Annotated in this window: 13 protein-coding genes and 1 pseudogene; 12 read left to right on the top strand and 2 right to left on the bottom strand. The window is 43.3% G+C overall.

What is annotated here, in order from left to right; all coding sequences use genetic code 11:
* Positions 1-23: 23 nt before the first annotated feature.
* Positions 24-644 (bottom strand): guanylate kinase, encoded by a 621-nt coding sequence (gmk, locus tag AKG33_RS01685; protein ID WP_012030978.1) that lies wholly within the window; start codon positions 642-644, stop codon positions 24-26.
* A 168-nt stretch (positions 645-812) separates the two neighbouring features.
* Here gmk and AKG33_RS01680 point away from each other — a divergent pair, with 168 nt between their 5' ends.
* The 4 genes from AKG33_RS01680 to AKG33_RS01665 are packed head-to-tail and all read left to right on the top strand — an operon-like array spanning position 813 to position 4,216.
* Complete coding sequence (locus tag AKG33_RS01680) at positions 813-1,715, top strand: metal ABC transporter substrate-binding protein (protein WP_012030977.1); 903 nt, start codon at positions 813-815, stop codon at positions 1,713-1,715.
* Position 1,716: 1 nt separating this feature from the next.
* Positions 1,717-2,562, top strand: coding sequence for a metal ABC transporter ATP-binding protein (locus AKG33_RS01675; RefSeq protein ID WP_012030976.1), 846 nt, complete (start codon positions 1,717-1,719; stop codon positions 2,560-2,562).
* A complete protein-coding gene (locus tag AKG33_RS01670) occupies positions 2,559-3,389 on the top strand; it encodes a metal ABC transporter permease (RefSeq protein WP_012030975.1) in 831 nt (276 codons plus the stop codon). Before AKG33_RS01675 ends, AKG33_RS01670 begins: the two co-directional genes overlap by 4 nt.
* A gap of 14 nt (positions 3,390-3,403) precedes the next feature.
* Positions 3,404-4,216, top strand: coding sequence for a metal ABC transporter permease (locus AKG33_RS01665; RefSeq protein WP_012030974.1), 813 nt, complete (start codon positions 3,404-3,406; stop codon positions 4,214-4,216).
* On the opposite strand, the gene rsmI is transcribed toward AKG33_RS01665, so the two are convergent.
* Positions 4,198-5,040, bottom strand: a complete 843-nt coding sequence (gene rsmI / locus AKG33_RS01660; RefSeq protein ID WP_012030973.1) for a 16S rRNA (cytidine(1402)-2'-O)-methyltransferase — start codon at positions 5,038-5,040, stop codon at positions 4,198-4,200. The two genes, AKG33_RS01665 and rsmI, sit on opposite strands and share 19 nt — an antisense overlap.
* A 10-nt stretch (positions 5,041-5,050) precedes the next feature.
* Here rsmI and AKG33_RS01655 point away from each other — a divergent pair, with 10 nt between their 5' ends.
* From AKG33_RS01655 to AKG33_RS01620, 8 genes and pseudogenes are all read left to right on the top strand, one after another.
* Positions 5,051-5,419, top strand: coding sequence for a YraN family protein (locus AKG33_RS01655; protein WP_041729871.1), 369 nt, complete (start codon positions 5,051-5,053; stop codon positions 5,417-5,419).
* A gap of 221 nt (positions 5,420-5,640) precedes the next feature.
* A complete protein-coding gene (locus tag AKG33_RS01650) occupies positions 5,641-6,510 on the top strand; it encodes a 5-bromo-4-chloroindolyl phosphate hydrolysis family protein (RefSeq protein WP_012030971.1) in 870 nt (289 codons plus the stop codon).
* Positions 6,500-7,597 (top strand): toxic anion resistance protein, encoded by a 1,098-nt coding sequence (locus AKG33_RS01645; RefSeq protein ID WP_012030970.1) that lies wholly within the window; start codon positions 6,500-6,502, stop codon positions 7,595-7,597. Before AKG33_RS01650 ends, AKG33_RS01645 begins: the two co-directional genes overlap by 11 nt.
* Positions 7,598-7,608: 11 nt before the next feature.
* Positions 7,609-8,499 (top strand): DUF4339 domain-containing protein, encoded by an 891-nt coding sequence (locus tag AKG33_RS01640; RefSeq protein ID WP_050707857.1) that lies wholly within the window; start codon positions 7,609-7,611, stop codon positions 8,497-8,499.
* Between the two features lie 1,157 nt (positions 8,500-9,656).
* A pseudogene (locus AKG33_RS07610) lies at positions 9,657-10,049 on the top strand (lytic transglycosylase domain-containing protein); the annotation flags it as partial.
* Positions 10,050-10,051: 2 nt separating this feature from the next.
* Positions 10,052-10,744, top strand: coding sequence for a lytic transglycosylase domain-containing protein (locus AKG33_RS07240; protein WP_123962257.1), 693 nt, complete (start codon positions 10,052-10,054; stop codon positions 10,742-10,744).
* A gap of 15 nt (positions 10,745-10,759) precedes the next feature.
* Positions 10,760-12,625 carry a transglycosylase SLT domain-containing protein gene (locus AKG33_RS01625; RefSeq protein ID WP_050707856.1) on the top strand — a complete coding sequence of 622 codons (1,866 nt, stop codon included), beginning with the start codon at positions 10,760-10,762 and terminating at the stop codon, positions 12,623-12,625.
* A complete protein-coding gene (locus tag AKG33_RS01620; RefSeq protein WP_152907705.1) occupies positions 12,595-12,993 on the top strand; it encodes an MliC family protein in 399 nt (132 codons plus the stop codon). Before AKG33_RS01625 ends, AKG33_RS01620 begins: the two co-directional genes overlap by 31 nt.
* Positions 12,994-12,998 lie beyond the last annotated feature (5 nt).

The following is a 12,998-nucleotide window of genomic DNA, read 5'->3' as shown; positions in this document are numbered from 1 at the left end:
GAGCGCTTATTGCTTGAAAAATATCAATAATGATCGTGGGCGAGTTGATCGACTAACTGCGCTAATTCTTCTGCACAACGTTGACGTTGCAAGCGTGAGGCGATGATTAATGCTTGCAATTCTTTTGCCGCGCGATTGAAATCGTCATTAATAATGATGTAATCAAAATCCACATAATGCGCAATTTGCGCGTTTGCTTCTTGCATGCGTTGTTGCACAATTTCCGAACGATCTTGACCACGATTGGTTAAACGCTCGTTTAACGCTGCCAAAGATGGCGGCAATAAAAAAACACTCGTTACATCAGCGCGTTTTGCTTGCACTTGCTGCGCTCCCTGCCAATCGATCGATAAAATCACATCATAACCTTGCGCTAATAATCGATCGACTTGCTGCGCGGAGGTGCCGTACGAATTATGAAACACTTCCGCGCATTCTAAAAAATCGCCTTGCGCGCGCATGGCGGCAAACGTTTCTTTGGTCACAAAATAATAATGCGTTCCTTCAATTTCGCCGTTGCGTTGTTCGCGCGTGGTATGCGAAACGGATTCGATCACTTTTGGCAATTGACGGCAGGTTTCGGCGATGAGTGATGTTTTACCGCCGCCCGATGGCGCGGCAACAATCCAAAGCTGACCTTTCATATAAATTCCTTGAAATAGGGAAAAAAGTGGCGCTACTTTACCGATTTTTCATTTTTTTTGCACCAATTCCCGTTTTTTAGATAAAAAAATCAGCAATTTTGTACTTGATAATAATTCTCAATAAGAATAAAATTCTCCCCCTACTAACTTTATCTACTGGAGAAAAATATGAAAAAATCATTTCTTAACTCAATGATGGTACTCATTTTGACGTTTTTTTGCTCGGCAGCGATGGCGCAAAAATTCACTGTTGTAAGCACATTCACCGTCATTGCTGATATTGCTCAAAATATTGCTGGTGAACACGCTGATGTTTTTTCTATTACTAAAGCTGGCGCTGAAATCCACGATTACGAACCTACGCCTCATGATTTGGTTACCGCCCAAAAAGCGCAACTTTTATTACATAATGGATTGCAACTAGAACGTTGGTTTGAGCGTTTTCATCAATCATTAAAAAATGTGCCAGCAGTAACAGTCAGTGCGGGGGTAGTACCCATTCCTATTGAAGGTGATTCTGGCATTCCTAATCCACATGCATGGATGTCGATCGATAATGCTTTGATTTATGTTGATAATATCACTCAAGCACTGCAAAAATATGATCCTGAACACGCCAATGATTACGCTGAAAATGCACGGCGTTACAAAGAAAAAATTCAAGCGCTTGATACGCATCTTCAGCAAGCTTTTGCCAAAATTCCGGAACAACAACGTTGGTTAGTAACCACAGAAGGCGCTTTTTCCTATTTAGCACGCGATTATCACCTTCGTGAAGCCTATGTGTGGCCGGTTAACTCTGAGCAAGAAGGCACTCCACAACAAATTGCCGATTTAATAGCAACTGTACGAAAACATCAAATTCCTGTCGTATTTAGCGAAAGTACCCTGTCAGATAAACATGCAAAAGTTGTTGCTAAGGAAACTGGTGCTCAATATGGCGGCGTTTTATACGTTGATTCACTTTCTACTGCTGATGGCGCGGTACCTACTTATTTAGATTTATTGAAAGTAACTACCGATACAATAATCAGCGGTTTTGAATCTGCACTCAATAAAAACGCTAAGTAAAATGAATACGCCACCAAAATTAACCGTTATCGATTTAAGCGTTATCTATCGCAATGGACATCAAGCACTGGAAGAAATTTCTTTTGAATTAAGTGGTGGTTGCGTTTGCGCATTGATCGGCGTTAACGGTTCTGGAAAATCGACCTTATTTAACAGTATGATGGGAATCATAAAACCACAAAATGGTTGTGTTCGTATCAATGAATTATCCGTTCACCGTGCAATTTCTAAAAATTTATTGGCATATGTACCGCAAACGGAACAAATTGATTGGCATTTTCCTATTTTGGTGCGCGATGTTGTGATGCAGGGACGTTTTGGACATATGGGATTTTTCCGCCGTCCGCGTTCAATTGATCGCAAAATTGTGGCAGATGCTTTAGAAAAATTAGCCATTAATGATTTAAGTGATCGTCAAATTGGTGAACTTTCTGGCGGACAGAAAAAACGCGTTTTTTTAGCCCGCGCGCTCGCGCAACAAAGCCCCATTATTTTATTGGACGAACCTTTTACCGGCGTTGATGTCACTACAGAAACGGCAATCATGCAATTATTGCGGCAATTGCGCGCAAATGGTCATTTGATTATCGTATCAACGCATAATTTGGGCAGTGTGCCCGATTATTGCGATCAGGTTTTAATGATTAATCGCCGCTTAATCGTTGCGGGTGAAACAAAGCTTTATTTTACGCAAGAATATCTCGCTCAAACTTTTGGCGGTATTTTAAAAAATGTACATCTTTCGCAGCCATCAGGTTTACCGGTCACCATTATTTCCGATGATGAACGCGCCGCGATTTTTTATGGCAAACGCGCCATTATTCAAACGCAGGAACAAGAAAAATGATCAATCTGCTTGAACCATTTCAGTTTTCTTATATGAATACGGCGATGATTGCCGCAACCATTGTGGGCATTTTGTGTGCGGTTTTATCGGTTTATTTAATTTTAAAAGGCTGGTCATTGATAGGCGATGCTTTGTCGCACGCTGTAGTGCCGGGCGTCGCCACCGCTTATTGTTTTCAATTACCGTATTTATTAAGTGCGTTGATTGCGGCGGTGTGCGCCGCTTTAACAATGTTGTTACTTAAAACGCGCAGCCACGTTTATAGCGATGCCATTATCGCTTTTGTTTTATCGCTATTTTTCGCACTTGGTTTATTGATTATTTCCATTAATCCTACAGCCATTAGTTTAGACGCGATCATTTACGGGCAGATTTTAACGATTTCTTCGGAAGATTTATGGCAATTATTGTGCATTTCCAGCGTTAGTTTGTGTGTTATTGCTTTGAAATGGCAAGATTTTATGCTGATTTTCTTTGATGAAACTCAAGCGTTTATTTGTGGTTTAAATTGCCGTTTGCTGCGCTTACTCTTTTTTATATTGCTGACAATATCAGTTGTTATTTCTCTTCAGGCAGTTGGTGCACTTTTAGTAACCGCGCTGATGATTACGCCGGCAGCAACAGCATATTTGTGTAGTCGTCGTTTTGGAATTGTATTGATATTTTCAGCGATTATTGGCGGTTTGAGCGGTTTTTTAGGCAGTTATTTAAGTTACTTTTTGCACAGCGCCACTGCGCCTTTAATCGTCGTCATTCAAACTCTATTTTTTGTTTTGATTTTTTTATTTACAGCTCAACGTGATTTTGTTGTGCGCCGGACGCAATAAATCAGGAAAAGATGATGTTTGATAATGCTTTTTTTCTACCGCTGACCTACCCTTTTATGCAACAGGCTTTATTGATTGCTTTGTTTATCAGTAGTAGTTGCGCGCTCCTTTCGTGTTATTTGGTATTACGTGGTTGGTCGATGTTAGGCGATGCGATGGCGCATGCCATGACTTTAGGCGTTGTTATTGCAATATTAATTGGCATTCCTATCAGTATTGGTGCTTTAGGAGCGGCGTTATTATGCGTTGTTTCAACAGATGCGTTGGATCAACAAACGCATTTACCCGCGGACAGTCTGCTCGGCATAGTTTTTTCCGGCATGATGGCATTGGGCATGCTGCTTTACAGTATTTTTCAACCTGCCGAACCGTTAAGCAAAATATTATTTGGCAATATTTTAGGCATTCAAGCGATAGATTTTTGGCAAACGCTGCTGATAAGCATTGCCGTCATCATCGTTATTTTATTGAAATGGAAAGATTTTTTATTATATGTTTTTGATGAAAATCATGCCCATATCAGTGGGTTATCGCGGCAGCATTTGCGTTATACCTTATTAGTTTTAGTGGCATTAACTGCTGTGGCGGCAATGCAAGCGGTTGGCGTTATTTTAATCGTTGCGATGCTGGTTGCGCCGGGGATAACGGGGCAAATGTGTTGCCGCCGGTTTTCAATGATGTTGATAGTTGCTGTTTTTTCGGCAATTTTAGCGAGTTTCAGCGGATTATTAGCCAGTTTTTATTGGAACGCTTCGCCGGCAGCCTGCATTGTTTTAAGCCAAGGCATCATTTTCATGAGTGCGTGCATTTATCGCGCGATGAGATAGTTATAAACGGTTTTTTTATGAGCGGCGCAATGTTTAGCCAGCAACGCGGCAATCGTTTTACTACTCAATCCCGCTTCTGCTAAATCATCGGCTAATGTTTGCCAATGCTCCGCGGTTTTTTGTTCGGTATCGCCGGCGAGCAATAAAACAAATTCCCCTTTTTCGTGTTGTTTATCAGCGTTTAACCATGAAGGCGCATCAGCGACAGTTGTTGAAACGATTTGTTCAAAGGTTTTTGTTAATTCACGCGCGATTACTAATTTGCGCTCGGCAGAAAATTGTTGTTGACAGGCATCAAGCGTGGCTTTAATGCGGTGCGGTGTTTCATAAAAAACGGTGGTCAGCGGATAATGTCCGTGTTGCGTTAAAAAACGATCGCGTTCGCCGGCTTTTGCAGGAATAAATCCCGAAAAAACAAAACGATCCGCCGGCAAACCGCTGGCAGATAACGCGGTAATCACGGCGTTTGCGCCGGGAACGGGAATAACGCGGATTTGATTTTGATGGGCGAGCGCAGTAATGATGGCGCCGGGGTCGGAAATCAGCGGCGTTCCCGCGTCAGAAATCACGGCAATATCTTCGCCGGCGTGCAGTCGCGCTAAAATGCTGTCTGCGGCGCGATATTCATTGTGTTGATGCAACGCAATCAACGGTTTTTGAATGCCGAATGCGGTTAACAAATGTTGACTGACGCGCGTGTCTTCGCAGGCAATGGCGCTACAGTGTTGCAGCGTTTCGAGGGCGCGCGTTGATATATCTTTTAAATTGCCAATGGGCGTAGCAACGATAAATAAACAACCGGCAGTCGGCAATGATTGAGACATGAAATTTCCTATGAACAATAAAAAAATGACCACGAAAAAACGCGGGCAATATGGAGAATTGCTTGCGGCTGATTATTTAACCGCGCACGGGCTCAATATTGTAGCGAAAAACGTTTATTCGCGGTACGGCGAAATTGATTTGATTGCGCAAGATGATCGGGTATTGGTTTTTGTGGAAGTACGACTGCGGCGGGCGCAGGCATTAGTCAGCGCGGCGGAATCGATTACACCGGAAAAACTGCGCCGCTGTTATCAAAGCGCGCAAGATTACCTTCAAAAGAATTATGCGGTACCGCCGGATTGTCGTTTTGATGCGGTGCTCATCACGCAATATCAAACGCATCATGAAATTGAATGGTTAAAAAATGTGATTTTTTAATCGTTTACCGTTTTTTTATTTTTTTCTATTAAAACAAATGCGGTTTGCCAAACGATAATGAGGAGCGGCTCTTGAAAAAAACCTCGTAAAAACACATCATAGCCGGCGTAAGTGAGTGAGGAGTTCGGCAGTGCGGCAATTTTTAGGATTTGTTTTTTTGTTTATTTCTATGGGAATCACTTCTTTTATGCTGTTGATGCAGTAATTTTTTGAGTTCAATAATGATCGATTTCGCTCATATTCAACACGTTCTGCGCTTAAAATTATTAGCCATTCGCGGCGCGGCTTTATATATTTTGCAATTTCCTTTGTGGCTTGCATTTTTTGCCGGCATCATGCAAAACGATTGGCGGAAAATGACCGCGGCAATCCTTGCTCTTGCGTGTTTTTTAACCAGCGCCCGTTTTACGCGGCATTATTTTTTACAAAAACGCCGTAATTTGCTCAATAATCAGGCGCAACTTATTGATGATAAACGTTATATTGCGTTATTTTTATTGTGTTTGGGCGTGTTGATTATTACCTTTTCTCTGCGTTCTTTGGGCATTATCGGCATGACTTTTCTTACCGCATTAAGCGGTTATGGTTACCGTTTTAGTTATTTTGACGACGAAAAAATAACCGCGCTCGAACCAGAAACCGATATTTCTCCCGACGCGTTAACGCCAACTTTGCGCAAAATGTTGCAAGAAACGGATAAACATTTGGTTTTTTTGACGCAGCGCGCGCAACAACTCAAACAATACCCCGATGATTTTTTATTGGGTTGGAAAATGAATGCCGTCAGTAGCGATGCCAGACAAATCGCGCAATTATCAAGCGCCAGCGCGGATCACGTGCGCCGTTCGCGGACGTTTTTTGTGGTGCAATTGCCAGAATTAGTTAAAATTAGCGAGGATTATCTTAATTTATCCGTGGATCAACGCGGGTTACAGCGGAAAAAATTTATGATGGTTTTGGAGCAATTAGAGCACAGTTTTAAAGAACAAAGTATGCAATTAATACAACAAAAAAATGAGCAACTTGATGTTCGCATGGACGTTTTACACCAACAATTGCATAGCAATCATAGGAAAAAAGATGACAAATGATATCCAAATTGAGCAGCAAAATGCTTTGACGATAACCGAACAAGAGGATTCCGATCAATTAGATCCGCAGCGCGTGCGGCAATTGGTGGCGCAGCTTGATATTAAAAGCAGTCAATCAATATTGAGTTTTGGATCAGATGCACAGCGGCAAATCAATAGCGTTGCCAATAATATGCTGAAAGATGTGCGCAATAAAGATCTCGGCGGCGCCGGCGCTTTATTGAATAATATGGTCAGCGCGTTGCGTGGTTTTCAAGGAAAAGAAAAACAATTGTACGAAAAACCGCGGTTTTGGAATAAATTATTGGGCAAAGCCAGCGGCGTGCAATCGTTTATTCAACAATTTGAATCCGTCAACGATCAAATCGACGGCATCGCTAATGAATTAGAGCAGCACAAACAACAATTATTGCTGGATATCACTTCATTAGATCGACTTTATGAAGCAACGCTGGGTTATTACCGCGATTTGCGTCATTACGTTGCCGCTGCCGAACAAGTCATTGAACACGCCGATCAACATTCTTTGCCCGCTTTAAAAGCGCGCACCGAAGAAAGTCAAACCATGGAAAGCGCCCAACGTTTGCGCGATTTTCAAGCAATGCGCGATGAAATCGAGCGCCGTTTGGCGGATTTGCGGTTAACGCAACAAGTCTCCATGCAAGCCTTGCCCAGCATTCGCTTAGTGCAAGAAAACGATAAAGGCATGATTAATAAAATCAACAGCACTTTATTGAATACGATTCCTTTATGGCGTCAGCAACTCGCGCAAACGATTACGATTTATCGCTCTCATCAAGCGGCGCAATCGCTGAAAGAAAGTAGCGATCTGACGAACGAATTATTGATGAAAAACGCCGAAACTTTGCAAGTATCCAATCGTGAAAGTCGGCAACAAATTGAACGCGGTATTTTTGATATTGAAGCCGTCGAGCAAGCCAATCGGCTGTTAATTGCAACCATTGAAGAAGGCATTCAAATTCATGAACAAGCCCGTATTCAACGCAAACAAACCGAGGATCGTTTAATCGCTGCCGAGCAAGAGCTTAAAAACGCATTAAAATCCACCATTAGTACTGCTTCATAAAAATCAATAAGATGTCTTTTTTAAATAAATTTTTTGCTCATTCGTCAAACCAAATTGCGGCGCCGCAATTGCCCGAGCAACAATGTTTAACGGTGACGGAACTTCATAAAATCGCGGCAGGCGATCGTTTGCTTGTGCCCAAAGATCAAATGGCTTTTTTATTGCAAAAAAAACAATCCAGCCATTTATTTATCGGCGGTGAACATGTGATTCATAAAACGGATTTGCAGCTTTTTCATCATCAACAGCCGCTTTATTTGATTAATTTTCGTTGCCACACGCCATCGCGCAACGTTTGGCATTATCCGCGTTATACCTTGCCCGAAGCCGCGTTGACTTTGGCGCTTGAAGGAAATTATGAATTCACGATTACCGCGCCGGCGGCGTTTTGCGAATTTTTCCGTGATTTATCTTATTTATCCGGTATGGACGCGATTAATGATTTTATTGCGCGTGCCGTGGTTGATATTTTGCGCGCACAAAAAGTGCCCGCGGAAGATATTAAAAAGCATGCCGTTGGTTTAGGGCAATTTCTCACCGAATCTTTAATGAGAACGCTCAACGCGCAAGGCATTCAAATCAATGCGCTGACGATTGCCGCTGAAGAAACCGCGCCGTTGCCGTTATCAGCGGAACCGTCTGCACACTCTCCCGAAAAAAACGCGGTGAAAAAAAATGAACCGGCGCCTGTTCATCATGCGTCAAACTCAACGCTTCCCACACGGCGCGAATTTTTCCGCGTGCAAAATGGGGAACAAATTGGACCGTTTAGCATGGCGGAATTGGAAGCAGGTTTGAATAACGGCAGCATCGACGAGCGCGATTTAATTTGGAAAAAAGGAATGCGGCAATGGTTGCCGGTAAAAGTCTGTATTGACGTGATGAAAAGAAGAAAATCATGATGAACGTTTTTTACCGTTTTTTTGTGGGCGCGACGTTTATTTTTGTAGGCAGCGCTTTTGCGCAAAATGCGCTGTTTGTTTGCACTGCGCCGGACGGTATGCAAACGATTGTTCCTGCTGAAAAAAAATCCGCAAATTGCGTGCCTTATACAAAAGGAATGTTTGCGCCACAAAAAACAACTTCCGCGCCACCGAAAGCGGTATCTCCCGTGCCACCGACGGCAACAAAGATCGCGCTTCCTGAAAAAAACGTTCCCGAACAAGGCATTCCGGCATCGCAGTTATTTCGTTTTATCGAGCAACCCAAGGTTCAAGCGGGGCAATCAGAAAAACCTGCCGCGCTCAATAAAAATCAAATTCCAGAAACGAAAACCGTTGAAAAAGAAGAAAAAAATCAACCCAAACCCGTTAATCTTTATATTTGTATTCATGCTAATGGCGATGAAATTTTAGAAGCCACGGAGCCGCCTCACGAACAATGCCGTTTTTTTGCTAAAAAAGCCGATGCGTGGCAACCCAAACCGAAAAAAACGACGTCCAAACCCACCACCGAAAAATCATCAGGAAAAGGCGAAATTGCCGTTACGGATTCACCGCCGATGGATATTTATAAATGTTTTGATCAAGATGGGCGCGCCAGTTATGTTGCGGAAAATCAACAAACTAAGTTTAGACGTTGCAGTTTTTTTTCTCGTTCGTTTGCCAGCGCCAAAGCGCGTTTTAAACAACAATCTACACAGCCGCGTTCTTTAGGCGATTTAGCGGTTCAAGGCGTGCAAAATCTTAATGAACCAGAACCAACGGCAACCGCTGCTATTCGTTGCACCGGCGCGGGAAAAGTGCATTTTAATGGCGTAAAACGTGAATATGGATGCGCCACGCGTTCTTATGATTTTACGCTCGGCAGCAGCGGCGGCGTGGTTGTTTATGGCGAGCAGCAGGCAACGGTTGCGCCGTATCAAAATTATTTAAACGTTGAAGGTTCTTGCGGCGGAACGGTAACCAGCGCTGATGGCAAAATTTTTCACCTCGAGCCCACAAAAGATTGCCCTGCCGCTTTGATTGTTGAAGCGCGCAAAATTAAAGCCGCCTATATTAAAACGTTAGACATTCCCGTCAGTGGACAATTTTTGGAACGTCAACGCGGATTATCTGCCGAAATTAACCGCATCGCGCGCACGATTGGCGTCGATCCCTTTTTGGTGCATGCGGTGATTTCTGCTGAATCGGCTTATAAACCCAAAGCTGTTTCACGCGCGGGCGCGCAAGGTTTGATGCAATTGATGCCGGCGACGGCGCGGCGTTTTGGTGTAACCGATGCTTTTCATACTGGCGAAAACGTCCGCGGAGGAACAACGTATTTGAAATGGTTGCTCAACGAATTTAATGGCAATTTAGAGCTCGCAGTTGCCGGTTATAACGCGGGGGAAGGCAATGTGCGCAAATATGGTTATAAAATTCCGCCGTTTATTGAAACTCGCGCTTATGTGCCAAAAGTTATGCAATATTACCGCCGTTATAAAAGTAATCCGTCTTTGATAGGTTTGTGATTGTGCTGAAAAAATTTATCATTTTTTTACTGTTAAACGCGTTTGCTACTCATTGTTTTGCCGCGCGTTCCTGCGGCAGTTACGTTAAAAATGGTAAAACGCATTATATTCCCTGCAGTTTGGGCAGACCGTTGACCACGAAAACTTCGGTTTCTTCCGCCTGCAAAGCAGAATTAAAGATTAACGGCGTGTTAATTCGCATTCGTCATCAATGTATCGTAAAACCCAGCGGCAAAACCGGCGCGCAAACGGTGAGCAAACCCAGCGGCGAATTTGAAAAACGTCAAAATGAAATGAAGAATTTAATCAATGAATTAGCCAAAAAACATCAAGTTGATGCCAGTTTGGTTCACGCGGTGATTACGGTGGAATCGGCTTATCGTTCTGAAGTGGTTTCTAATAAAGGCGCTATTGGTTTGATGCAATTAATGCCGACAACTGCCAGTGCGTTAAACGTTAACGATCCATTTGATCCTGCTTTAAATATTGATGGTGGCGTTCGTTATTTGCGGCAAATGCTGACTTATTTTAATGGTAATGAAGCGTTAGCGCTCGCCGCATACAATGCTGGCCCCGAAGCCGTGAAAAAATATCATTACACGATTCCGCCCTACCCTGAAACGCAAAATTACGTTAACCGCGTGTTAGCGTATCGCGGGCATTATCAAAACGAGTGGAAAATGCATATTCAATAATCAGCCGAGAAGTTCATGTTTAAAAATATTTTATTGGCTTTTTTTCTTATCATCACCAGCGCGCGTGCCAATCGTTTATTGGAAGCGGAGGCAGCGTTGCGTGCCGGCGCGCCGTTGAGCGATTACCAACAATTTTTTGGGCACCCTTTATATCCCTATTTGCAATATGAAGCTTACGTGCAACACGGCGAAACCACCGCCAGCGCGGAAATCGTCACTTTTTTGCAACAACACGCCCGCAGCCCATTTGCCGCACAATTAGCCGTTAAAATTTTTCCGATTTGGTTAAAAAACAATCAAACGGACGCGATTTTGGCAGCATATTCCCCGCATTTTGCCAGCGAACGCTGCGAATGCATTTGGCGACAAGCGCTGCTGGCAACGGGAAAAACCGCCGCCGCACAAAAACATATTGAAGAATTATGGTTAAAAGATGGCAATATCGACAGCGCCTGCGATCCCGTTTTTGCGCACCCCAACATCAAAATTCCGCCGGCACTGATTGCAGAACGCTTTAAACGCACTTTGCGCGCCAATAATCTTGCGCTGGCACAATATTTAACGCGTTTGATGACGGGCAGCGATCAACAAGCCGCGCAATTATGGTTGTCTATTCGGCGCCGCAATGAGCCGATAGAAAAAGCATTTTTATTACCGCAAACGTGGAAAAGCGCGATTTTAGCCGACGGCATCACGCGTTTGGCGTCAAAAGATTTAACAGCCGCCACGCAATTAGCTTTGGAAGCGCTGCGGCAAAATGTTTCGCTGGAAGAAGATGAAGCGTTAGCCGAGAGTTTTAATCGTTTAGCGGCAAAACTCGCGCAACAAGATGCACCGGAATTATTGTTTATTTATCACGCTATTCCGCGCGATCGGCAACAAATGAATACCGTTTTTGATGTGATTGCGCATCATTTGCGCACACATAAATTATCGAGTTTGGCGCCGTTATTGCTCGATACTTTGGACGCGGAAACTTTGAAAAAACCGGAAATTTTGTATTGGATTGCCAAAAGTTTTGAACGTTCTGGACATCAAGAAAAAGCTGATAATTATTATCGGCGCGCGGCGTTGGAACGTGATTTTTTTGGTTTTCTTGCTGCCGAAAAAATGAAGCAATCTTATCGTTTTAATAATAAATCATTAGTAAAAACAATCGATTATCATAGAATTATGCGGCGCCCCGAAACTTATCGTTTAAAAACGTTTTGGCAATTAGGCGAAAAACGGCGCGCGTTGCAAGAATTTTACAGTTTGCAAAAGCAGTTAACGCCCGAACAACTCGAACAATTGGCGCTTTTTGCTGATGAATTAGGTTGGTCGGTGCAAGCCGTGAGCACGTTGGCGAAAACTAAAAAATGGGATTATTTGCAGCAGCGTTTTGCTTTGCATCATCAGGATTTGGTGCGGCAGATGGCAAAGCAATTGGCAATTTCGCCGGCAAAAATTTTTGCCATTATGCGCAAAGAAAGTATTTTTCAACCGGAAATCAAATCCGCGGCGGGTGCTGTCGGTTTAATGCAAATCATGCCGGCAACCGCTCATCACACGGCAAAAAAACATAATATTCCTTATAGCGGCAGCGCCAGTTTAATTGATCCTGCCGTTAATATTCGTTTGGGAAGTTGGTATTTGTACGATTGTTTAAACCAATTTGGGCATTTAGCTTATGCCGCCGCGGCTTATAATGCGGGGCCGGCGCGCGTTAATAAATGGTTGCAGGAACGCCCCAATTTGCCGCTCGATGAATGGATTGCTCAAATTCCTTTTTATGAAACCCGCGATTACGTTAAGCAAGTTTTGGAATATGAAAAAGTCTATGAGTACCGTTTGGGTTTGCCGGTGCAGCCGTGGCAACAGAAAAACATACGAATGTGGTAATTATGTTGAATAAAATCAGTTTATTAACGATATTGGCTGTGATTTTATGCGCTTGCCAATCTTCATTAGAAAAAAAACAAACCATTATCGATGAACAAGAGCCCGAGCAAGTGCATCTTCCTTTAGGACGGCATCGCTGGCAATGTGATCGTGGTGAAAAAATTGAAACGCAACTGCGCGATCATCAAAAAAAAAAGCTGACGCTCACTTATCAAGGGAAAAAATATCATTTGCAAAAACAAGAAAGTACGCGTCCGGTGATTTATCAAAATGCAACGCTGGCTTTTTTTAGCGATGGACGTCATGCCGTTATCGGCGCGCCCTATTCTGATAATGTGCTGGTGACGGGCTGCCGTCTTCAGGAGTAATTATG

The organism is Dichelobacter nodosus (assembly GCF_001263335.1).
Taxonomy (GTDB): domain Bacteria; phylum Pseudomonadota; class Gammaproteobacteria; order Cardiobacteriales; family Cardiobacteriaceae; genus Dichelobacter; species Dichelobacter nodosus.
Note: the sequence above shows the minus strand (reverse complement) of the source record. Positions and strands in the feature narration are given on the sequence as shown.

What these genes read in the sequence shown, in the direction of transcription:
- AKG33_RS01650 (WP_012030971.1), top strand. Translation starts at nt 5,641, where the DNA reads ATGATCGATTTCGCTCATATTCAACACGTTCTGCGCTTAAAATTATTA.
- AKG33_RS01645 (WP_012030970.1), top strand. Translation starts at nt 6,500, where the DNA reads ATGACAAATGATATCCAAATTGAGCAGCAAAATGCTTTGACGATAACC.
- AKG33_RS01625 (WP_050707856.1), top strand. Translation starts at nt 10,760, where the DNA reads ATGTTTAAAAATATTTTATTGGCTTTTTTTCTTATCATCACCAGCGCG.
- gmk (WP_012030978.1), bottom strand. Translation starts at nt 644, where the DNA reads ATGAAAGGTCAGCTTTGGATTGTTGCCGCGCCATCGGGCGGCGGTAAA.
- AKG33_RS01675 (WP_012030976.1), top strand. Translation starts at nt 1,717, where the DNA reads ATGAATACGCCACCAAAATTAACCGTTATCGATTTAAGCGTTATCTAT.
- AKG33_RS01665 (WP_012030974.1), top strand. Translation starts at nt 3,404, where the DNA reads ATGTTTGATAATGCTTTTTTTCTACCGCTGACCTACCCTTTTATGCAA.
- AKG33_RS01680 (WP_012030977.1), top strand. Translation starts at nt 813, where the DNA reads ATGAAAAAATCATTTCTTAACTCAATGATGGTACTCATTTTGACGTTT.
- AKG33_RS01670 (WP_012030975.1), top strand. Translation starts at nt 2,559, where the DNA reads ATGATCAATCTGCTTGAACCATTTCAGTTTTCTTATATGAATACGGCG.
- AKG33_RS01640 (WP_050707857.1), top strand. Translation starts at nt 7,609, where the DNA reads ATGTCTTTTTTAAATAAATTTTTTGCTCATTCGTCAAACCAAATTGCG.
- rsmI (WP_012030973.1), bottom strand. Translation starts at nt 5,040, where the DNA reads ATGTCTCAATCATTGCCGACTGCCGGTTGTTTATTTATCGTTGCTACG.
- AKG33_RS01655 (WP_041729871.1), top strand. Translation starts at nt 5,051, where the DNA reads ATGAACAATAAAAAAATGACCACGAAAAAACGCGGGCAATATGGAGAA.